General features: G+C 44.6%; 20 protein-coding genes and 1 tRNA gene. 4 read left to right on the top strand and 17 right to left on the bottom strand.

Annotation, left to right across the window (positions count from 1 at the left end; all coding sequences use genetic code 11):
• Positions 1–3: 3 nt before the first annotated feature.
• The 15 genes from FPZ42_RS01760 to FPZ42_RS01690 all read right to left on the bottom strand — a co-directional run bounded on the left by FPZ42_RS01760 (position 4) and on the right by FPZ42_RS01690 (position 18054).
• On the bottom strand, positions 4–1170 hold the full coding sequence (locus FPZ42_RS01760) for a 2-isopropylmalate synthase (protein WP_146268777.1): 1167 nt from the start codon (positions 1168–1170) through the stop codon (positions 4–6).
• A gap of 89 nt (positions 1171–1259) precedes the next feature.
• Complete coding sequence (locus FPZ42_RS01755; protein WP_146269542.1) at positions 1260–2015, bottom strand: class I SAM-dependent methyltransferase; 756 nt, start codon at positions 2013–2015, stop codon at positions 1260–1262.
• Positions 2016–2077: 62 nt separating this feature from the next.
• Positions 2078–3148, bottom strand: coding sequence for a 3-isopropylmalate dehydrogenase (gene leuB / locus FPZ42_RS01750; protein ID WP_146269541.1), 1071 nt, complete (start codon positions 3146–3148; stop codon positions 2078–2080).
• 42 nt (positions 3149–3190) lie between these two features.
• Complete coding sequence (locus FPZ42_RS01745) at positions 3191–3991, bottom strand: methyltransferase domain-containing protein (protein ID WP_146268776.1); 801 nt, start codon at positions 3989–3991, stop codon at positions 3191–3193.
• 51 nt (positions 3992–4042) lie between these two features.
• Entirely contained in the window at positions 4043–4630 is a 588-nt protein-coding gene (leuD, locus tag FPZ42_RS01740) for a 3-isopropylmalate dehydratase small subunit (protein WP_146268775.1), read from the bottom strand.
• 109 nt (positions 4631–4739) lie between these two features.
• Entirely contained in the window at positions 4740–6155 is a 1416-nt protein-coding gene (gene leuC / locus FPZ42_RS01735; RefSeq protein WP_146268774.1) for a 3-isopropylmalate dehydratase large subunit, read from the bottom strand.
• Between the two features lie 140 nt (positions 6156–6295).
• Positions 6296–7354 carry a ketol-acid reductoisomerase gene (gene ilvC, locus FPZ42_RS01730; RefSeq protein WP_146268773.1) on the bottom strand — a complete coding sequence of 353 codons (1059 nt, stop codon included), beginning with the start codon at positions 7352–7354 and terminating at the stop codon, positions 6296–6298.
• Between the two features lie 206 nt (positions 7355–7560).
• Positions 7561–8166, bottom strand: coding sequence for an acetolactate synthase small subunit (gene ilvN, locus FPZ42_RS01725; RefSeq protein WP_117390892.1), 606 nt, complete (start codon positions 8164–8166; stop codon positions 7561–7563).
• A gap of 21 nt (positions 8167–8187) precedes the next feature.
• Positions 8188–9942: a biosynthetic-type acetolactate synthase large subunit gene (gene ilvB / locus FPZ42_RS01720; protein WP_146268772.1), complete on the bottom strand. Its 1755-nt coding sequence runs from the start codon at positions 9940–9942 to the stop codon at positions 8188–8190.
• Positions 9943–10033: 91 nt separating this feature from the next.
• Positions 10034–11743, bottom strand: a complete 1710-nt coding sequence (gene ilvD, locus FPZ42_RS01715; RefSeq protein ID WP_146268771.1) for a dihydroxy-acid dehydratase — start codon at positions 11741–11743, stop codon at positions 10034–10036.
• Between the two features lie 528 nt (positions 11744–12271).
• On the bottom strand, positions 12272–12517 hold the full coding sequence (atpC, locus tag FPZ42_RS01710) for an ATP synthase F1 subunit epsilon (protein ID WP_117390887.1): 246 nt from the start codon (positions 12515–12517) through the stop codon (positions 12272–12274).
• A 98-nt stretch (positions 12518–12615) separates the two neighbouring features.
• The gene (gene atpD, locus FPZ42_RS01705; RefSeq protein WP_146268770.1) at positions 12616–14121 is read right to left on the bottom strand and encodes a F0F1 ATP synthase subunit beta; all 1506 of its coding nucleotides are present in this window, start codon (positions 14119–14121) and stop codon (positions 12616–12618) included.
• Positions 14122–14314: 193 nt separating this feature from the next.
• Positions 14315–15295 (bottom strand): NAD(P)H-quinone oxidoreductase, encoded by a 981-nt coding sequence (locus FPZ42_RS01700; protein ID WP_146268769.1) that lies wholly within the window; start codon positions 15293–15295, stop codon positions 14315–14317.
• A 32-nt stretch (positions 15296–15327) separates the two neighbouring features.
• Positions 15328–15624 carry a hypothetical protein gene (locus FPZ42_RS01695; protein WP_146268768.1) on the bottom strand — a complete coding sequence of 99 codons (297 nt, stop codon included), beginning with the start codon at positions 15622–15624 and terminating at the stop codon, positions 15328–15330.
• Positions 15625–15633: 9 nt separating this feature from the next.
• The gene (locus FPZ42_RS01690) at positions 15634–18054 is read right to left on the bottom strand and encodes an ABC transporter permease (RefSeq protein ID WP_146268767.1); all 2421 of its coding nucleotides are present in this window, start codon (positions 18052–18054) and stop codon (positions 15634–15636) included.
• Between the two features lie 199 nt (positions 18055–18253).
• Here FPZ42_RS01690 and FPZ42_RS01685 point away from each other — a divergent pair, with 199 nt between their 5' ends.
• The 4 genes from FPZ42_RS01685 to obgE all read left to right on the top strand — a co-directional run bounded on the left by FPZ42_RS01685 (position 18254) and on the right by obgE (position 20631).
• Complete coding sequence (locus FPZ42_RS01685; RefSeq protein WP_146268766.1) at positions 18254–18715, top strand: redoxin domain-containing protein; 462 nt, start codon at positions 18254–18256, stop codon at positions 18713–18715.
• A gap of 100 nt (positions 18716–18815) precedes the next feature.
• Positions 18816–18889 (top strand) — tRNA-Arg (locus FPZ42_RS01680).
• A 60-nt stretch (positions 18890–18949) separates the two neighbouring features.
• A complete protein-coding gene (locus tag FPZ42_RS01675; protein ID WP_146268765.1) occupies positions 18950–19522 on the top strand; it encodes an adenylate kinase in 573 nt (190 codons plus the stop codon).
• A gap of 110 nt (positions 19523–19632) precedes the next feature.
• Positions 19633–20631: a GTPase ObgE gene (gene obgE, locus FPZ42_RS01670; protein ID WP_146268764.1), complete on the top strand. Its 999-nt coding sequence runs from the start codon at positions 19633–19635 to the stop codon at positions 20629–20631.
• Here obgE and FPZ42_RS01665 read toward each other — a convergent pair whose 3' ends face one another.
• Together FPZ42_RS01665 and FPZ42_RS01660 are read right to left on the bottom strand one after the other, a co-directional pair.
• Positions 20632–22212, bottom strand: coding sequence for a hypothetical protein (locus FPZ42_RS01665; RefSeq protein ID WP_146268763.1), 1581 nt, complete (start codon positions 22210–22212; stop codon positions 20632–20634). It lies immediately after the preceding gene.
• Between the two features lie 2 nt (positions 22213–22214).
• Positions 22215–22766, bottom strand: coding sequence for a WcaF family extracellular polysaccharide biosynthesis acetyltransferase (locus FPZ42_RS01660; protein WP_146268762.1), 552 nt, complete (start codon positions 22764–22766; stop codon positions 22215–22217).
• Between the last annotated feature and the right edge of the window lie 2 nt (positions 22767–22768).

The raw sequence follows: 22768 nt of genomic DNA, 5'->3' as shown, positions 1-22768 counted from the left end.
TAGTTAGTTCTTTACCAGCTTATCTGCTATAAGGCTTTGCAGGTCGTCGTCGTTTATATCCAGTTTGCTATCAGCAAGAGTTAAAAAGCGCTGATAGGCTTCATAAAGCTCATCTTTATCCAGTTTATAGCCCAATCTTTCCAGGTGGAATTTCAAAGCATGGCGGCCGCTGCGGGCAGTCAAAACAATGCTTGCACTTGGGAAACCTACATCTTCTGGTTTAATGATCTCGTAATTTTCACGGTTTTTAAGGAAACCATCCTGGTGGATACCTGAGCTGTGTGCGAAAGCGTTAGCACCTACAATAGCCTTATTTGGCTGCACTGGCATACGCATCTGCGAGCTTACCATACGGCTCATCTCATAGAAATTTTTGCTGTTTACGTTGGTGTACAAGCCAAGTGCTGCGTGTGTTTTCAGCACCATCACCACCTCCTCGATAGAGGTGTTACCTGCACGCTCGCCGATACCGTTGATTGTACCTTCTACCTGTCGGGCACCGTTCTGTAAACCGGCTATGGAGTTAGCGGTTGCTAAACCCAGATCGTTATGGCAATGCACAGAGATAATGGCCTTATCGATGTTTTTAACGTTTTCTTTCAGGAACTTGATCTTAGCACCATACTGGTCTGGTAAACAGTAACCGTTTGTATCCGGGATATTAACCACCGTAGCACCGGCAGCTATCACAGCCTCAACCATTTGCGCCAGGAAAACCACATCTGCACGGCCTGCATCTTCGGCATAAAACTCAATATCTTCTACTGCCTTTTTGGCGTATTTTACAGCATCAACCGCACGTTCTAATATTTCCTCGCGGGTGCTGTTGAATTTATGTTTAATGTGCTGGTCTGATGAGCCAATACCTGTATGAATACGCGGGTGTTTGGCGTATTTTAAAGCTTCGATAGCTGAATCGATATCACCTTTGTTGGCGCGTGTGAGTGCACAAACAGTGGGAGCAGATACAGCCTTGGATATCTCTACAACGCTCTGGAAATCGCCCGGACTTGATACCGGGAAACCTGCCTCAATAATATCCACGCCAAGCGTTTCCAGCTCGCGGGCTATCTCTATCTTTTCCGGGGTTGTTAGCTGGCAACCCGGTACCTGCTCGCCATCGCGAAGCGTGGTATCAAAAACGTAAACGCGGTTTGGATCGTGTAACATATTTCTTCGTTTTGTATTAGTTTTAGTATCGGGTAGTTAGTATCAAGTATCAAGTATTTATTCAAGCTCTACTTGATACGATATACTTGCTACTCTTTAACAGCTGTAAATCTTAATCTTACGTAGTCTGCGTACCATTGGCCGTTCTCGTTGTAATGCGGCTCAAGCAGTTCGGTAACTTCTGTAAGCATTTGTTTTTTCTCTTCTTCGGGGATGTCAACCAAATAAAGGGGCGCAAACATGGTGATCCATTTAGCTACGCCCTGATCGCCGTCCTGCAGCGGTGTTTTACGGTCAAAATGGGCTGCAAACGTTACCCGGAAGCCTTGCGCTTCTAACCGTGCGGTATATTCTGCCAGCGACGGGAAATACCACACCTCGGTTTTGGATTGCTTGTGATAACCGTGGTTAATTAATACCTGCTTAGTCGCTGCAATTAGTTTGCCTACGTTTCCTTTGCCACCCATTTCAGCTACAAAGCGGCCGCCCGGTTTAAGTGAGTCATATACGCTCTTGATAACCGCATCGGCATTGCGGATCCAATGCAGGGTAGCGTTTGAAAACACTGCATCAAACTTTTCATCGAAATGAAAATCGGCACCATCAGCCACAAAGAAATCCACGTTGTTGTAGGTTTCTCTTGCTTTCTTTACCATTTCCGGCGACGAATCTATGCCCGTTGCAATAGCGCCCAACTTCTGGATCTCGTTGGTCAAATGGCCGGTACCACACCCCAGGTCAAGGATGTGCTCGCCCGGTTTAACATCAAGCATCTCCAACACGCTCTCGCCGTATTCAAATACGAAAGCATGTTTGTTATCATATAATTCAGCGTTCCACTTCATTTTTAGCATTGGGTCATTAGTCATTGAGTCATTATTTTGACTTTTGACTTTTTAATTTTGACTTATAAATACTCCAGCACTTTTTGGCCCATGGCTTTGGTGCCTAATATTTTTGCTTTGTAGGTATTACCATCGGCAATGTCGCCGGTGCGGTAACCTTCTTTTAATGTTTTGTCGATAGCGTCGGTAATCTTTTTAGCTTCGTCTTTCAGGCCGAAACTGATTTCCAGCATCAGCGCAACCGATAGGATAGAGGCCAGTGGGTTTGCTTTGTCCTGACCGGCAATATCATGTGCCGAACCATGGATAGGCTCAAAGAACCCAGTACCGTCACCAACTGAAGCTGATGCCAGCATGCCCATGGAGCCCGCTATCTGCGACGCCTCGTCAGTTAAGATATCACCGAAAAGGTTGGCGGTTAATACCACGTCAAACTTCTTGGGGTTTTTAACCAGTTGCATGGCTGCGTTATCAATAAACATGTGCTCGGTCTCTACATCAGGGTATTGTTTGGCAATTTCCTGAACCACTTCGCGCCACAGGCGTGAAGCTTCCAATACGTTAGCTTTATCTACCGAACATAATCTTTTACCGCGTACGCGCGCTGCTTCGTAGGCTTTGATGGCGATACGCTCAACTTCGTAACGCGAATAGATCATCAGGTCAGACGCAGTATTGCGGTCTTCGCTGCGTTTTTTCTCACCGAAATAAACATCACCGGTCAGTTCACGGAAGAACAGGATATCAGTACCGCGCAGTATCTCCGGTTTAAGGCTCGATGCATCCAGTAGTTCATCAAACAGCATAATAGGACGCAGGTTGGCGTACAAGCCCAGTTCTTTACGGATCTTTAATAAACCCTGCTCAGGGCGAACCTTTGCAGATGGATCGTTATCGTATTTGATATGACCGATTGCGCCAAACAGGATGGCATCACTGGCCTTTGCTTTTTCAAGCGTTTCATCTGGCAGCGGATTACCCGTAGCTTCTATGCCGGCGTGGCCCATCAGCGCCTCGTCAAACGTAAACTCATGGCCAAAATCAGCACCAATTTTTTCTAAAACTGCTTTACCCCAGGTCGTCACCTCGGGGCCAATACCATCGCCCGGTATTACTAATACGTGTTTTTTAATTCCCATGCCCCCATACCCCCATAAAGGGGGATTTTTGTTGTGTTAATTTTTATTAATTCCGCGCACTTCTTTAAGTTTCATTACCATTTGTTGTGCGTGGGTTGGTATCCAGTTATTGTACTCTTCAATTGCTTTAAGGCGGTCTGCATCGCTGATGTATCCTTCATCAACTATCTGGTTCATTTGCGCAACAGACGACCAAATGCCCACTTTATGCTCAAAGTTCGCATCACCTTTTGTGTAAACCTCATTAGCTTCAAGCACCTCAATACCCTGCAAACCGGCTTCTTTAAAAAGCTCAGGCAAGCTATCAGCCATCATGTTATCCATGCCGGCCTCTGAGCGCCATCTCAGGAAGGTGGCATAGAACTGCCTCATACTTGCAGGCGGTTCGGGCAGCCATTCCAGTGCCTCGTGGTTATAGTCGAGGATGGACAGAATGCCGTTGGGCTTTAACAAACTTTTCAGCTTGTTCACCGCTTTCTGCGGATCACTTAGCCATTGTAATGTTCTTGCACTTATGATCAGGTCGAACTTCTCTTCCGGTTTGTAAGTGTAAAGATCAGCGTGATAAAGTTCAAGGTTTTCTATATCAGCGTAAGTTTCCCTGCCGCTTTCAATAAAATATTGAGTGTTATCAATTCCAGTAACCCTGCCGGTTGGCCCAACCAGTTTGGCAATATCTTTCGATATAGCACCGGTACCGCAGCCCACATCAAGCACGCGCAGCCCCTGTTTTAACAGCGGCTGTAAAGTGGCATAGTCGGCAGCTAAACTGCGTTCATCGAACAGTTTTGCAGTGCCTCTGCCTTCGCGTTTTATCTCTTTTTGTTCTACGGTCATTGGGTCATTGAATCATTAGGTCATTGCCTTTAAGCTTTAACCTTTCGCCTTTTACCTTACTTCTTCAAACTCTTCTATTTTATTTTTTTGGCTCAGGATGTAATCGATATCATCGTAGCCGTTTATCATACAGGCTTTTTTATAAGCATTAACTTCAAAGCTTTCCTGCTCGCCGGTTGCGGAGATCTTAATGAACTGGTTTTCCAGGTCTATCTCTACTTCGGCTGTGTGATCGGCAGCAACTGCATCGAAGATCTTTTGCAGGAAATCGTCGCTTACCTGCACCGGTAACAAGCCATTGTTTAGGGCGTTGCCTTTAAAAATATCAGCGAAAAAGCTGCTTACTACGGCATCAAAGCCGTAATCGGCAATGGCCCAGGCAGCGTGCTCGCGGCTGCTTCCGCAACCGAAGTTTTTACCTGCTACCAATACCTTACCGCTGTATGTAGGGTTGTTCAGCACAAAATCAGGTTTGGGCTGGTCGTTCTCATCAAAACGCCAGTCGCGAAACAAGTTGTTGCCAAAACCATCGCGTGTAGTGGCCTTTAAGAAACGGGCCGGGATGATCTGGTCGGTATCGATGTTTTCGATAGCCAACGGTACCACCGGTGTTTGTATGTGTTTGAATATTTTAGTCATACTCTGTTTTCCTTTTCTATGTCATTGCGAGCGATAGCGTGGCAATCTCATCGCGTTTATTACCAATGAGGAGATTGCTTCGTCGTTACTTCTCGCAATGACAAATAGGTTATACCAATTCCTCCTCTTTCAAAAACTCCCTTATATCCGTAACCTTACCGGTTATTGCACTTGCTGCTGCGGTGAGCGGACTGGCCAGGAAGGTACGGCTGTTAGGGCCTTGTCTTCCTTCAAAATTGCGGTTTGAGGTTGATACACAGTATTTACCTGCGGGTATTTTATCCTCGTTCATACCTAAACATGCGCTGCAACCCGGTTCGCGCAGCGGGAAACCTGCTGCGTCGAATATCTTGTCCAGGCCTTCGCGGATGGCTTGTTCCTGTACTTGTTTTGAACCGGGTACTACCCATACGGTAACATTATCTGCTTTGTGTTTGCCCTTTACAAATTCGGCAACCTGGCGCAGGTCTTCAATACGCGAGTTGGTACAGCTGCCGATAAATACGTAGTCGATAGGTTTGCCTAACAATTGCTCATCATCATGCAGGCCCATGTAGTCAAGGGCTTTTTTGTATGATACCTGCTCTTTTACATCAAAAGAAGCAGTCTCAGGTACGTATTGTGTAACACCGATGCCCATACCCGGGTTGGTACCGTAAGTGATCATCGGTTCAATATCTTCTGCGCGGAAGGTTAAAACGCTGTCAAACGCTGCATCATCGTCAGAGTAAAGCGTTTGCCAGTAAGCAACTGCTTTGTCCCACTCTTCGCCTTTAGGAGCAAATTCGCGGCCTTTAACGTAGTTAATGGTGGTTTCGTCAGGCGCTATCAGACCGCAACGGGCACCCATCTCGATGCTCATGTTACAAATGGTCATGCGGCCTTCCATGCTTAATGAGCGGATGGTATCGCCGGCGTACTCAACTGCGTAGCCGGTACCGCCTGCGGCAGAGATCTGGGCAATGATGTAAAGGATAATATCCTTTGCGCCAACGCCGTTCTGAAGTTTGCCGTTCACTTCAATCTTCATACGTTTAGGGCGCGATTGAAGCAGGCACTGGGTAGCCAAAACCTGCTCAACCTGCGATGTGCCTATACCAAATGCTATGGCGCCAAAAGCGCCGTGCGTTGAGGTATGGCTGTCGCCGCAAACGTAAGTACCGCCGGGGCGGGTGATGCCCAGTTCAGGGCCTATAACGTGGACGATACCCTGGTACGGATGCCCCAAACCGTAAAGCTCAATGCCGAACTCTTTACAGTTTTTGGTAAGCATATCTACCTGGTATCGGGAAAGTTCTTCTTTAATGGGGAGGTGCTGGTCCCAGGTCGGGACGTTGTGGTCGGCTGTGGCAACGGTTTGTTGCGGCCTGAAAACCGGTAACCCTCTCTGACGCAAACCATCAAATGCCTGCGGACTGGTTACCTCGTGAATAAAATGCGTGTCGATGTACAAGATATCCGGGAAGCCTTCAGCGCTACTGACGACGTGCGCGTCCCATATCTTATCAAATAATGTTTGTCCCATATTAGTATCAAGTAGTGAGTATCAGGTATCAAGGAAACTTTCAATCGATACAAGTATTCTTTTATGAAAAGTAGCAAGTATAAGCATCCGTATCAAAAAATCCTGATACTTGATACTAAATACTTGCTACTTAAAGAAAATTACGCTTCTACAGCCTGGTTCTCAGGGCGTAAGCTGCGTACGGTTTTACCCGCTTGCCACATTTCGCTTTCGCGAAGTTCGCGTAATTCTTCGTTTAATTTTTCGCGGTAATCCGGCTGGCTGTTTGAGTCGATAGAACGTTGAGATTCTTTACCGGTAGCAACGCTATCGTAAAGTTTTTCAAATACCGGTTTAGTAGCATCGCGGAACTCTTTCCACCAGTCTAACGCACCGCGTTGTGCAGTGGTTGAACAGTTTGCGTACATCCAGTCCATACCGTTCTCAGCTACCAATGGCATCAAAGATTGGGTTAATTCTTCAACAGTTTCGTTGAAAGCCTCAGAAGGTGAGTGGCCTTTGCTGCGCAATACATCGTACTGTGCCGCGAAGATACCTTGCACACAACCCATTAAAGTACCACGCTCGCCGGTAAGGTCGCTGAATACTTCTTTTTTGAAATCGGTTTCGAACAGGTAACCGCTACCTACTGCAATCCCTAATGCAATAACGCGCTCCTGTGCTTTACCGGTTGCATCCTGGAATATAGCGAAGCTTGAGTTTAAGCCACGGCCTTGCAGGAACATGCGGCGTAATGAAGTACCTGAACCTTTTGGTGCAACCAGGAATACGTCCACATCAGCAGGTGGAACGATTCCAGTTTGCTCTTTAAAAGTGATACCGAAACCGTGAGAGAAGTAAAGCGCTTTACCAGGGGTTAAGTGCTTTTTAACAGTTGGCCAAAGTTCAATCTGGGCAGCATCGCTAAGCAGGTAGCAAATGATGGTACCGCGCTCTAAAGCCTCTTCGATCTCAAAAAGGGTTTCGCCCGGAACAAAGCCATCACTTACAGCTTTATCCCATGATTTTGAATCTTTACGCTGACCAACAATAACGTTGATGCCGTTATCTTTTTGGTTTAGCGCCTGGCCCGGGCCTTGTACACCATAACCAATTACAGCTACGGTTTCATTTTTTAATACTTCCTGAGCTTTTGCTAAAGGAAACTCCTCGCGGGTTACTACATTCTCTTCAGTACCGCCGAAATTTAGTTTTGCCATTGTTTTTGTTTTTACTTGATTACACCGATGTGATTTGATGATTACACCGATTGTTATTTGTATAGTTCTTGTAAATAGTTACTTAATTGTTTCTGAATCAGAATTTTCAGAATTAATGGATTTACAGAATTCTAAAATTATGAAGCTTTTTCATTTTTCAGCCATGCAGGATTCTGTGAATTTTTAAATCCTGTAAATTCTGATCCTTACATCGTAAACACCTTTTGCCCTTTATTCAGGTATTCGTTCTCAATTACCTCTTCGCCCGGTTCAAGGCGTTCAAACTCGCGCAGTTTGCTGTTGAAGCCCTCGCTGTCTTTAATGATTGCTACACGGGCGCTGCGTACAAATTCGATCAAGCCATAAGGCTGAAGGATCTTGATCAGGTTATCGGTCTCCTCGCGGTGGCCGGTTGCCTCAAACACGGTATAATCCTTACGGATGGTTACCGCACGCGCACCATTTTCGCGCAACAAACGCTCTACGCTTACTTTCTCGGCAATCACATCTGTCGATACCTTGTAAAGTGCCATTTCCTGCCAAACTACATCAGCATTGGTATGGTAGTATACTTTTAATACCTCTACCTGCTTCTCAATCTGGCGGGTAAGTTTGCGCACCACCTCTTCCGACTCAGTGATCACAATATTAAAACGGTGAATACTATCGATCTCTGATGGAGATGTATTCAAACTGTCGATATTTATTTTTCGACGGGTAAATATAATAGCTATCCGGTTTAGTAAACCTATCTGGTTCTCGGTATAAACCGTGATGTTAAATTCCTGTTTATCAGTTTCCTGGATTTCCATTGTCTTAAGTTTATGGATTACTTATTTTAACCTGATCTCTGCTACGCTGCAACCTTGCGGTACCATCGGGAATACGTTATTCTCTTTGGTAACGAAAACTTCTAAAAGGAATGAGCCTTCGTGAGCCAGCATTTCTTTCAGTGAACTTTCCAGTTCGCCACGGTCTGATATTGATTTACCCGCTATGCCGTATCCTTTAGCAACGGTTACAAAATCTGGGCTTTGGATATCCACGAACGAGTAGCGACGCTGATTGAATAATTCCTGCCATTGGCGCACCATACCCAGGAAACGGTTGTTAAGTATAACAATCTTAACATTGATGCCAGATTGCATAATGGTACCCAACTCCTGCAAGGTCATCTGGAAACCGCCATCGCCAATGATGGCAACCACTTCGCGATCTTGCGCACCGAATTTAGCGCCGATAGCAGCCGGCAAAGCGAAGCCCATTGTACCTAAACCACCACTGGTAACGTTGCTACGGGTTTTGTTGAACTTGGCATAACGGCAAGCCACCATCTGGTGCTGACCAACGTCGGTTACGATAACAGCATCGCCGTTGGTTAACTCATTAAGTTGTTTGATCACCTCACCCATAGTCATTTCCTCAGTAGAAGGATTTAACTCTTCATGGATAACCTGCTCAATTTCCTGGCGGGTATATTCATTAAAAGTGTTTAACCAATCGGTATGTTCGCGTTTGTCAATAAGCTGCGTAAGCATTGGGATGGTTTCTTTGCAGTCGCCCCATACCGGTACAGTCGATTTTACGTTTTTGTCTATCTCGGCAGGGTCAATATCCAAATGAATAACCTTGGCCTGTTTAGCATATTTATCCAAACGGCCGGTTACACGATCATCAAAGCGCATCCCAATAGCGATCAATACGTCACACTCGTTGGTTAAAACGTTAGGGCCGTAGTTGCCGTGCATGCCCAGCATACCTACATTTTGCGGATGATCTGTAGGGATGGCACCCGCGCCAAGGATGGTCCATGCTGCAGGGATACCGCTTTTTTCAACAAAGGCTTTGAATTCTTTTTCGGCCTCTCCCAAAATAACGCCTTGGCCCCAAATGATAAATGGTTTTTGGGCACTGTTGATCAGCTCTGCAGCCTGCTGTATATATTGCGGCCTTACAATAGGTTTTGGCCTGTAGCTGCGGATATGGTTACAAGGTGTATAACCCTCGTAGTTGAATTTCTGGATCTGTGCATTCTTAGTAATATCTATCAACACCGGGCCTGGCCTTCCGCTGCGCGCGATATAGAAGGCTTTGGCAAGCACTTCAGGAATCTCCGTAGCATCAGTTACCTGGTAGTTCCATTTGGTAATAGGGGTGGTGATATTGATCACATCGGTTTCCTGGAAGGCATCGGTACCTAAAAGGTGCGCAAATACCTGCCCGGTTATACAAACCAATGGAGTGCTGTCTATCTGTGCATCGGCAAGGCCGGTAACCAGGTTGGTAGCACCGGGGCCACTGGTAGCAAACACAACGCCTACTTTACCGGAGCTGCGCGCATAGCCCTGGCCGGCGTGGATACCGCCCTGTTCATGACGGACCAGGATATGGTTCAGTTTTTCGCTGTAGTCATAAAGTGCATCATAGATAGGCATAATTGCACCACCCGGATAACCAAAAATGGTATCCACACCTTCAACTATCAGTGCCTCTAATAAAGCTTCTGAGCCTGATAATTCTACCGCCTGCGCTTTAGCCGTTTCGGCCTTAGCATCGCTGATCTCCTGTGTGATTGTTTGTGTTTCCATAAAGCCCCCCGTCCCCCCTAAAGGGGGAGTGTTTGTTTAATTGTTTATCGTTAATGCCCTTTTATTTCCCCTTTAGAGGGTAGGGGGCATTCTAAAATTCATCCGTTACGCAACCTTCGGCTGCATTGCTTACCGTTTTGGCATAGCGGTATAAAAGCCCTTTGCTTACTTTTAATGCAGGCTGTGTCCAGGCAGCTTTGCGGGCTGCCAATTCTTCGTCAGATATTTTAAGGTTGATGCTATTTGTGGTAGCGTCGATCTCTATCAGATCGTTATCCTGTACTAAACCAATAACACCACCTTTGTAAGCCTCAGGTGTAATGTGGCCTACCACAAAACCATGTGTACCACCGCTGAAACGGCCATCGGTAATTAACGCTACCGACGCACCTAAACCGGCCCCATAAATGGCCGAGGTCGGTTTCAGCATCTCGGGCATACCCGGTGCGCCAACAGGGCCAACGTTGCGAATAACCACAACATCACCTGCTTTAACACGACCATTAGTAATACCATCTATCAGATCAAACTCGCCATCAAATGTGCGGGCAGGGCCTGAGAAACGCTCGCCTTCTTTACCACTTATTTTGGCTACGCTGCCGCCTTCTGCAAGGTTTCCGTACAAGATCTGTAAGTGACCGGTAGCTTTTACTGGTTTTTCAACCGGCCAGATGATATCCTGCTTGCTGAAATCCAATCCCGGTACTTCGGCTAAGTTCTCTGCCATGGTTTTACCGGTAACCGTTAAACAATCGCCATGTAGCATGCCTTGTTCAAGCAGGTATTTCATAACTGCTGGCACGCCGCCAACAGCGTGAAGGTCGGTCATCATGTATTTGCCGCTTGGCTTCATATCAGCCAGTACCGGTATACGATCACTGATGGTCTGGAAATCATCCTGCGTTACTTTTACGCCGATGCTTTTTGCCATCGCTATCATGTGCAATACCGCGTTGGTACTGCCGCCTAATACCATGATAACCACCATTGCATTCTCAAATGCTTTGCGGGTCATGATATCGCTTGGTTTGATGTCTTTCTCTAACAACACACGAATAGCTTTACCCGCTGCTAAACACTCAGCTTTTTTCTCATCGCTCAATGCAGGGTTGCTTGATGAATACGGCAAGCTCATGCCTAAAGCCTCGATAGCTGCAGCCATGGTATTGGCGGTGTAAACACCACCACATGCGCCCGCACTCGGACAAGCATTTTTGATCACACCCAGAAAATCCTCAGGGGTGATAGTACCGGCAATCTTTTTACCCAATGCCTCAAAAGCCGATACAATGTTCAGATCTTCGCCTTTCCAATGGCCCGGGTGGATAGTACCACCATATACCATTATAGAAGGGCGGTTTAAGCGTCCCATAGCTATAATTGAGCCCGGCATGTTCTTATCACAGCCCGGCAAGGCTATCAGGCCATCATAATATTGTGCACCGGTAATAGCCTCAATAGAATCGGCAATAACATCACGACTAATTAATGAGTAGCGCATACCCGGTGTACCATTACCCATGCCATCGCTAACGCCAATGGTGTTAAAGATAAGGCCTACCATATCGCTGTCCCAAACGCCTTGTTTAACCAGCTGTGCCAGATCATTAAGGTGCATATTACAGGTATTGCCATCATAACCCATGCTGGCAACACCTACTTGTGCCTTCTTCATGTCATCATCAGTTAAGCCAATGCCGTAGAGCATAGCTTGTGCTGCGGGTTGAGTAGCGTCTTGCGTAAAAGTTTTGCTGTATTTGTTTATTTCTACAGCGTTTAAGGTATCCTGTTGCAAACTCATATCATGTAATGGCAATGTGCCTTAAGCGTTTAATTTAGTCCCCGGCTTAGCGGGTTGTTTTTCATTTCTGTAAGTTAGGGATCGGCGTTTTTAAACACAATAGCAAGCAACTGATTTTTTTATTTAGAACATTATTCTATATAAATCTTATTTTATTATTTATATTCTTATTTATATAATTTATACAGAATATAATTCTTTAACTACTATACCAAAATTCAAAACGGTATTCGGTACAAATTTTATGCGTGCATAGTAAGTTTTGAAAATTCGGCGTGAAATGGGGAATATTGGGATGATCGTTGATGTGTTGGAGTAAAACAACGATTAATAATATTGGGCTGTTTGAGTCATAGCTGAGAGAACTAAACTACTGGTCATTGTAAGTAAGGAAGCAATGACATACAAAAAGATATCACGATACGCGGACGGATAGTTCACTATCGTTCAGCCACAAAAGGAAAAAAGAGACGCAGCAAAAAAGCCCGGACAAAATGCCCGGGCTTTTTATATCGAAAAGTTTTTTGATTACTTGTGTGTAATGCCTTCAGCTAAAACGGTTACCTTATTGTTTAAAGCTTCAACTACACCACCTTTGATAAAAAATACTTCTTCGGTAGCTCCTCTTACAGTCAGCTTGCCGTCGTTTAAAGTTGAGATGATAGGTGCGTGGTTATTTAATATTTCAAAAAAACCTAAAGTGCCCGGCAGGGTAACCGATTTGGCTTCGCCTTCAAATACTTTTTTATCGGGTGTAAGAATTTCTAAAGTCATGCTTGTAGTATCAAGTAGTTAGTATCGAGTATCAAGTAATTATTTTGATATCAAGTAGCCAGAAAAGATCTTGCTACTTGATACTGTATACTTGCTACTTAGCTATTAGCTTCAGCTAATAATTTTTTACCTTTTTCAATAGCGTCTTCAATGCTACCTACAAGGTTGAATGCTGATTCAGGGTATTCGTCAACTTCACCGTCCATGATCATGTTGAAACCTTTGATGGTATCTTTGATATCAACCAATACACCTTTTAAACCGGTGAACTGCTCGGCAACGTGGAACGGCTGAGAAAGGAAACGCTGAACACGACGAGCGCGGGTTACAGTCAGTTTATCTTCTTCAGAAAGCTCGTCCATACCCAAGATAGCGATGATATCCTGAAGTTCTTTGTAGCGCTGAAGGATCTCTTTAACACGTTGTGCAGTGTTGTAGTGCTCGTCACCTAAAACGGCTGGGCTAAGGATACGTGAAGTTGAATCCAGAGGGTCAACCGCAGGATAGATACCTAACTCGGCAATTTTACGTGAAAGTACTGTAGTAGCATCCAGGTGGGCGAAGGTTGTAGCCGGCGCAGGGTCGGTCAAGTCATCCGCAGGTACGTATACCGCTTGTACCGAAGTGATTGAACCACGTTTGGTAGAAGTGATACGCTCTTGCATGGTACCCATCTCTGTTGCCAAAGTTGGCTGGTAACCCACCGCTGATGGCATACGGCCTAATAGTGCCGATACCTCAGAACCTGCCTGGGTAAAGCGGAAAATGTTATCGATAAAGAATAATATATCGCGGCCTTTACCATCTTCATCACCATCGCGGAAATATTCTGCAATAGTTAAACCTGATAACGCCACACGTGCACGTGCACCAGGAGGCTCGTTCATCTGGCCAAAAACGAAGGTTGCTTTTGAATCTTTAAGGGCTTCGGTATCAATTTTAGATAGATCCCAACCACCTTCTTCCATAGAGTGCATAAAAGCATCACCGTATTTGATAATGCCCGATTCAAGCATCTCGCGAAGTAAGTCGTTACCTTCACGGGTACGCTCACCTACACCTGCAAATACTGATAAACCGGCATAAGCTTTTGCGATGTTGTTGATCAGCTCCTGGATCAATACGGTTTTACCTACACCAGCACCACCAAACAAACCAATTTTACCACCTTTAGCATAAGGCTCTAAAAGGTCGATAACTTTGATACCGGTGAACAATACCTCGGTTTCTGTAGAAAGATCTTCGAAACGCGGAGGGTTTGCGTGGATAGGGCGACCATTGGTTTTCTCAAGGTTAGGGATACCATCGATAGCATCACCAACCACGTTGAATACGCGGCCTTTGATGTTATCGCCGATAGGCATTTTAATCGCAGCTTCGGTATCTAAAACCGGCATTCCGCGTAATAAACCATCAGTTGAGTCCATCGCGATAGCACGTACACGATCTTCACCTAAGTGTTGTTGTACTTCTAAAACAACTTTCTGACCGTTCTCTTTTGTGATCTCAAGAGCGTCATAAATTTTAGGAAGATGTGCCTCATCAGCGAAGCTAACGTCCACTACCGGACCAATGATCCTTGATATTTTTCCAATGTTTGGCATATATAACCTGGTATTTTAAAGAATTTAAAATGAAACAGATAGTGTTTATACAAAGCACTGCTATTTCAGAGGCGCAAAGTTAAGCTTTATTACTAAAATATTAAACACTTGTGTCAACTTTTTATCGGCTTACAACCAGCACGTTGCGCAATCAGTTGTAACACGTATTTTACAGGCTATCCGTACTGTAGCGCTACCAGCTTAAAACTATTTTGCCCATGTGTGTACTGTCTTCCATCAGTTGATGGGCAGCGGAAGCTTCTGCCGCTTGGAAGATTTTGTAAATAACAGGCTTGATCTTTCCGGAAGCGATCAATGGCCAGGCGTACTTTTCAAGGTTGGCTGCGATAGCAGCTTTAAAAGCCACATCGCGGTTGCGGAGGGTTGATCCAGTAATAGTCAGCCGTTTGCGCATAATGAGGGAGAGGTCTATGGCAACGTCTTTACCTTTCATGGTATTGATCAATACCAGGCGACCATCTTCAGCCAGTATTTGCAGGTTTTGCTGAGTATAATCGCCTCCAACCATATCCAATATCACGTTTACGCCTTTACCATTGGTGAGCTCTTTTATTTGCTCGCTAAAATTTTCTTTTTTGTAATTGATGGCTTTTAGTGCGCCTAATTCCTCGCAAAACCGGCATTTATCTTCACTACCTGCTGTAACGTAAACTGTGCTGCCGAGCGCAACGCCCATTTGGATTGCTGTAACGCCGATGCCGCTGCTGCCACCATGCACTAACAACGATTCGCCGGGTTGTAGTTTGCCGCGGTCAAAAACATTGCTCCAAACGGTAAAGAAGGTTTCCGGCAGCGAAGCCGCCTCCCCAAAGGTAAGGTTACCTGGGATAGGCAAACATTGACCTTCCGGCGCGGCGCAGAATTCCGCATAGCCACCACCACTTACAAGGGCGCAAACCTTGTCCCCAATTTTAAAGCGGGTAACCTCTTTTCCTATTTGCGTTATTTCACCGGCAATTTCCAACCCTGGTATATCCGGCGATGCGCCTTCAGGTGGCGGGTAATTTCCCTTGCGCTGCGCAACATCGGGCCGGTTAACGCCTGATGCTTTCACTTTGATCAGCACCTCATTATGTTTAATGACGGGTAAAGGCCGCTCTTGCAATTGCAAAACATCCGGCGCGCCGGGTTGGGTAATAACGATGGCTTTCATGTTATGGTAAACTTTGAAAGTCACCTATGGTTTTATTCATTAATTACAATCTCAAATAGAAACTTTGGATCTCTTTCAAGTAAAAACCGAATCGCATAGTCGTAAATATTAATCTCTTTAAAGTTTAAGATGTTTTGTGCCGTAAAATCAACACTATCATCCATGCTTGGTTGAATGCCTTTAGCAGATGTGAATAAAGCATCTATACCTAATATTTTTATGTTATACTGTTTACATGTTTTTACAAACTCAATTGCAACGTCTTTTGAATAGATATAGATTCCGTGCCTTAATACACTTCTGTCCTGAAATAAATCTTTAATTTTCATTGGTCATTTTTATTCACTCTTCAAACTCTCCGCCGGATTAGCCACTGCGGCTTTAAATGATTGGGTACTGATAGTTGCAAAGGCAATAACCAAAGACCCTGCGCCAGCCACGGCAACAACCCACCATTGTATACTTTGGCGATAGGCGAAACCATCCAGCCATTTGTGCATCACCAGCCAGGCGAGCGGTGCAGCTATCAGGAATGACAGCATAACAAGTTTTATAAAATCTTTAGATAGCATACTTACAATGGATGATACGCTTGCACCCAGTACCTTGCGTATGCCTATCTCCTTGTTGCGTTGCTCTGCAGCATAAGCGGCCAGGCTAAACAAGCCTAACCCTGCAATAACAATGGCTAAGGTAGCGAAGACCAGAAAAAGCTGACCTGTGCGCTGCTCGGTGCGGTAGGCGGCGTTAAAATCCTCGCCCATAAAAGAATATTCAAATTGCTGATTTGGAGATGCTTTGTTCCATTTTGCCTCAATTAGTGGCAGAAAGTGTTTTACATCAGCACCCTGTAGTTTAACGCTTAATGCGTTGTTATTGCTTTGCAGCATCATCACTACCGGAGTAATGTTATCTCGCAGAGATTTAAAGTTAAAATCTTTGATCACACCTATTACTTTAAGCTCTCTTACAGCGGTATCGCGCTCGCCGCGCTCCGGCTCGTAGTAAAGGCTTTTACCTATGGGATTAGCCGCGTAACCCAGTGCACGGGCGGCGGTTTCATTGATGATCACTTTGGAAGAATCGGAAATGTTGCCTTCTTCAAAATTTCGGCCCTGCGATAGCTTCATGCTCATGGTAGGCAGATAATCCTCATCAACCGGCCATATCTCTGTAAAAACCGCATTTTTAGGTACTGGTGTGCGGCTTTTAAATACAGAGTTAGGCTGCCTCAGGGTTCCGGTGGGTAGAAAACCACTTAGCGATGCGTTGTTTACACCTGCAATTTGCTTTAACTCGTTTTTAAGTGCCCTGGCGTTTTCTACCCCTAAAGTGTTTTTTATAACCAGCACATGGCTTCGGTCATAACCGAGATCTTTTTGCTGTATATAATTTAACTGGTTGTAGATCACAATGGTGCCGATGATCAAAAAGATAGATACTGAGAATTGCAGCACCACCAGGCTATTGCGTAACAAACTGCCCTTAAAGCCGTTTGATAACTTGCCTTTTAAAACGGCAATAGGTTGAAAAGCTGACAGATAAAAAGCAGGATAAGCACCTGCTAATACGCCCACAGTTAACACTATTATAAACAGGGCAGGTAACAACCATTTAATGGTTTGTGTATTTATGCTTAATGCTTTACCCGCTATGTTATTAAATGCAGGTAACAACGCCCAGGCCGCAAGCACAGCAATTGTCGCTGCAGCCAGCGTTATCAATGTAGATTCCGTAAGGAATTGAAAGATCAGCATTTTGCGTGGCGAGCCCAGTACTTTACGTACACCTACCTCACGGGCACGGTTAGCCGAGCGGGCAGTAGAAATGTTCATGAAATTGATACAAGCTAGCAACAATATAAATAATGCAATACTTGAGAATATGTACACATAGGTAACATCGCTGTTGGTGCCCAATTCGTATTGCCTGTTAGAGCGTAAGTGTATATCAGTAAGCGGTGTTAAGTTTACGCGCACATAATTACCGTTTTTGGCAAAGGCCTGTTTATTAAAGCCCGGCTGTTTTTCAAAATGCGATTGAAAAAGTGCATCCAGGTTTTTGTTCAATATAGTAGCATCAGTTCCCGGGCGGGCAAGCAAGTAGGTGCTATAAATAAAGCTGTTCCAAACGTTGGCCTTGCTGCCCTCGTTGGTACTCATTGATATCAGGAAGTCATAATTAAAATGAGATTGCTCGGGCATGTTGGCTATTACACCGGTTACTTTAAAGTTCTCGTTATTGTTAGCCATAGTTAGCACGCGGCCAACAGCATCAGTGGTGTTAAAATATTTTACAGCGGCACGTTCTGTCAACACAATACTATGCGGCTCTGCAAGTGCCTTATGCGGATCGCCGTGAAGTATAGGAAAGGTGAATACATCAAAAAAGGTAGAATCAACATTGGCCACCTTTGGCTCACTGATGTTTTCCACACCTTTTTTAAAGCGTACTTCGGTGGCAGTTGTTATGCGCACAGCCTTTTCTACTTGTGGCAGTTTGTTAACTGCTTCGGCAGCGAGTGGAGGTGGGCCGATAGCGTAAGAACTTGCGTTGCCGCCGTAGCTGATATCAGTATTAACGCGATAAATACGGTTGGCGTTGGTATTAAACTTGTCAAAACTTAATTCGTCGACCACGTAAAACACAATCAGCAGGCAGCTTGCCAGCCCCAGGGCTAATCCAAATATGTTAATGAGGGTTACGCCTCTGTTTTTGAGCAGATTTTTGAACGCAATTTTTACAAGGTTTTTGAACATGACAGATGGTGTTAGGTGTTGCAGGCGATGCTTATAGCTGATTATTTACGTTTTATAAAAGTAGTATTCACACAAACATCAAGATGTTAAATAAAGTTAAACTAAAATTTTAGTTATAACAAACATTTTCTAAAATATATTTTAGAAAATGTTACCGAAATATGCGTCTAACACTTTCTTTTGCATAAAAAACAGCAACATGGCAATACAGATAGGAGAGGCAGCCCCTCAGTTTACATTAGTTTCAACGGAGTTGAAAGAAGTATCGTTGGCGGATTTTAAAGGACAAAAGGTGGTGCTTCATTTTTTCCCGATGGCTTTTACCGGAGTATGTACTACGCAGCTTTGTACTATGCGCGATGATTTTGGCTTTTACGAAGGCATTAACGCACAAGTGTTGGGTATCTCGGTTGATTCGCCTTTCACGCTTGCTAAGTTTAAAGAGGAGCAAAAATACCAATTCCCGTTGCTGTCTGATTTTAATAAAGAAGCCTCTTCAGCCTATGGAGCGCTGTATGATGAGTTCTTTTTTGGAATGAAAGGCGTTTCTAAACGTGCTGCTTTTGTTATCGATGAAGACCAGCAAGTGGTTTACGCTGAGGTGCTTGAGGATGCTAACAACTTACCGAACTTTGAGGCTATCAAAGAAAAATTAAAGTAATTGATAAAAAAGTTTGCAGTAGATATAAGAAAATTCTATTTTTGCAGTCCGTAAAAAACGGGACGTTATTGGTAACAATAACGGTTTTACATAGTACAGCGCACTTGTAGCTCAATTGGATAGAGCATCTCACTACGGATGAGAAGGTTTGGGGTTCGAATCCCTACAAGTGCACTCAAATTTTAAGCCTTTCCGTATAACAACAGAAAGGCTTTTAACTTTAATCTCAAAGGGATGCTTAACTTAGTACTGTTTGGTCCGCCCGGTGCCGGGAAGGGTACGCAATCACAAAAACTTATCGAAAAATTTGGCCTTATTCACCTTTCAACCGGTGACTTGCTACGCGGCGAAATTGCACAGGGTACCACACTTGGCCTTGAAGCAAAAAAGCTGATGGATGAGGGCCAGTTAGTACCAGATGCGGTTGTTATTGGCATGATAAGCAATAAGCTTGATGCTAATAAAGATGCGCAGGGGTTTATTTTTGATGGTTTCCCACGAACGGTAGCGCAAGCAGAGGCTTTAGATGAGCTTTTAGCATCAAAGGATTCGGCTATATCCGGCATGATCGCTTTAGAAGTTAATGACCAGGAACTGGAGCAGCGTTTGTTAAAACGCGGTGAAACATCTGGTCGCCCGGATGACGCTAACCCGGAAGTTATCCGCAAGCGAATTAAAGAATATAATGATAAAACCGCACCTGTTGCGGGCTTTTATCAAAAGCAAAATAAGTTTACCAGCATTAACGGTATAGGTTCGATAGATGATATTTTTGATTCTATTGACAGCGTTATTGCTAAGTATTAAATAACTGTCCGAAAGTCGGCAAGACGGTAAAGTCCGGGAGTGGGGAGCTGCAAATCTCTCTACTTTCGGACTTTACTAACTTTCGGACTTTCCTTTTAAAAAGTAATACCATGTCTCAGGGATCTAACTTTGTTGATTACGTAAAAATTTGCTGTCGCTCGGGCCATGGTGGGCCGGGCTCTGCGCATTTACATCGTGATGTTTTTACAGCAAAGGGCGGCCCCGATGGTGGTGATGGTGGCCGTGGCGGGCATGTTATTGTAAAAGGTAATGCGCAGTTGTGGACATTGCTACATCTTAAATATCGTAAACACGTTATTGCTGGTGACGGCGAATCCGGAGGCAGTTCTCAGCGCTCAGGTAAAACCGGCCGCGATGAAATATTAGAAGTGCCGCTGGGTACTATTGCCCGCAATGCAGAGACAGGTGAGGTACTTTTTGAGATAAACGCTGACGGCGAGACCAAAATAATTACCCCTGGCGGTCGTGGTGGTTTAGGTAACTGGCACTTTAAAACACCAACCCAGCAAACGCCCCGTTTTGCGCAACCTGGCGAAGATGGCCGTGAGGATTGGAACGTGTTAGAGCTTAAACTACTTGCTGATGTAGGTTTGGTGGGTTTCCCAAATGCAGGTAAATCAACTTTGCTTTCGGTAGTATCTGCCGCTAAGCCGGAGATAGCTGACTATGCCTTTACCACATTAGTTCCTAACCTGGGCATTGTAAGCTATCGCGATAACCGCTCATTTGTAATGGCCGATATTCCGGGGATTATTGAAGGTGCTTCACAGGGAAAAGGATTAGGTATCCGTTTCCTTCGCCATATCGAGCGTAACTCTACGCTGCTGTTTATGGTACCTGCCGATACTAACCGCACTATTAAACAAGAGTATGATATCCTGTTAAATGAGCTTAACGAGTATAACCCGGAACTGATGCACAAGCCCCGTGTTTTGGCCATCACCAAAGCTGATATGCTTGACCAGGAATTGCAGGAAGAAATGGAAAAAGAATTGCCGAAGAATGTACCGCACATCTTTATATCGGCGGTGGCTCAGAAAGGGATCACCGAGCTTAAGGACCTGCTCTGGAGAGAGATCAATAAATAGTTACCTGGCTTCTGTTGCGTAGTAAAGCACGTAATCGTCGCTTAGCTCCTTAAGAGAAAAACCTTTGTAGCCGGGGAAGCATTTGAGTAGAACATTAGCGCGTATGCCAATGTAATTATGTGGCATCAGAATGTAAACCGGGCCTCCATGTCCTTTGTAGGTATAATCATCCATATTGATACTAATATCCCTACCGAGCGGATCTAAGGTGATGCTGCGGTTATGGTTGATCTCTAACCCCATATCCGGGCTAAAAAATACGAATACTGCATTGTTGTTATGGTTATCCAGCATTCGCAGATAATCCATAGTTTCCTTATCAGCAAACTGTTGCGCTATGCCGCTGGTGCTGTGAACTGCTTCTGTTCTTAGTGCTATGTGCGATAAAATATAGAACTTTAAACCAAAGAAAGCTGTAATGGCTACCATTAAGCCAAATGCTATACGGTAGACTTTTGCAGCGCGGCTAAACAGGTAAACGGCGCCGGGGATTGTAAGCAAGCCTACCGTACGGAAGTGCCTGGCCTCAAAAGATATATCCAGTTTACGTAAAAAAGCCGAGCCGAAGAATAATACTGCCGCAGCATAAAATATTGCCAGTAATACCGCGTACCGCTTATTCGGCACCTTTTTACAGATGAAGTAAATAAGTAACAGGCTTACGATAGCTAAAATGGCAATTATAGCTACCGCTTGCCCCGGGCTGAAGATCACCGCATCATTGTGGAATATAAAGCCATTGGCTATATCATCAAATGAAAAGCCAGCCAATAGTGGCGAAGCCAAAGGAAAGGCAAATACTTTTAAACTGAAATCCAAACCACCCGATGCGGATGATGGATTAACCCCTCTGGAAATGTATGTAAGGTAAATTACAGCGAATGAAATTACCGCCGGCACGCCTATCCATAAGCCATTGACAAGCCACGTTTTTATCTCTCTTGTATGTTTTGACAGTTTTATCCAAATAAATAATAATCCGGCACCGTACATCCATAAAAAAGATGATTTAGCAAAAAAGCCGATCCACCCCGATAGCAGAACGAAAACTACCAACACGATGCCCGGCTTTGTAAATGACAAGCATCCGTACAAAAACCAGCCTATAAACCCAAATAGCAAAACTTCCCCGCCGTTATAAAATATGAAAGGTGTTAAGAACGACTGCTGCAGGGCGATGATGAGGATAGACAAAGCACTGATGATTTTGCTGAAGCCTGCCTTTTTAAAGAAAGCATAAAGGCCTGCCAGGCCGGAGAACTGGCAAATGATAGTGGTAAGTGATGATGCATGACCCAGATCGAGCCCAAAAAGTTTCTGAAATGCTCCCGGCACAAGATATTGGCCCGGCGACCACCAGGATTTAAATTCTTCCACATTAGTTGCAATATTTGTGTGGCTTACTTGTGTTATCATATTAAAGCCACTACCGTTTTGCATGCTGCGCCAGACCTGGAAACCCCAGGATGCATCAGGAAAGATAGCCGCAGGATGCAACAGTAGTAATGCACATGGTATTGCAATTAATATAAATGTGATAGAAAGTATGATCTTGTAAGCAGAGCCGGAACGGAGAAACATAGTTATTGTATTTGACGGGCCCGCACCTTTATGGCGGGGTTACCCTGGTAGATAGCGTAGGCGTCGAGATTTTTGGTAGTGACAGATCCACTGGTGAGTATAGCATGGCTGCCTACAACAACGCCTTTGTTGACAATGGAATTTTGACCGATCCAAGCACCATCCTCAAGGGTGATAGGGCCAATGATGAGATCGAACGTTGATTTTTTATAGTTATGGCTGCCGGTTTGTAAAACAGCACCCTGTGATAAGCATACATTGTTGCCGAGGGTAACGGTGGTTAAATTATCTATCCAAACGCCTTCACCTATCCAGCAGTTATCACCTATTTGCAAATGCCATGGATATTTAATGTTAACGCGTGGCTTTAACCTTACGACCTTGCCAATGCGAGCGCCAAAGACTTTAAGGAGCAAAATCCTAAAACCGCTTACTGGTAACCATGCACTATTGATGAAAATGATATTCACATAATACCAAAGCAAACGCTTAAAAGCATTTGCACCGGGACGGTAAGGATGGTTATTATATTTTGACAGGTCTGTTTGCTGCATTT

Source organism: Mucilaginibacter achroorhodeus (genome assembly GCF_007846095.1).
Lineage (GTDB): Bacteria > Bacteroidota > Bacteroidia > Sphingobacteriales > Sphingobacteriaceae > Mucilaginibacter > Mucilaginibacter achroorhodeus.
Note: the sequence above shows the minus strand (reverse complement) of the source record. Positions and strands in the feature narration are given on the sequence as shown.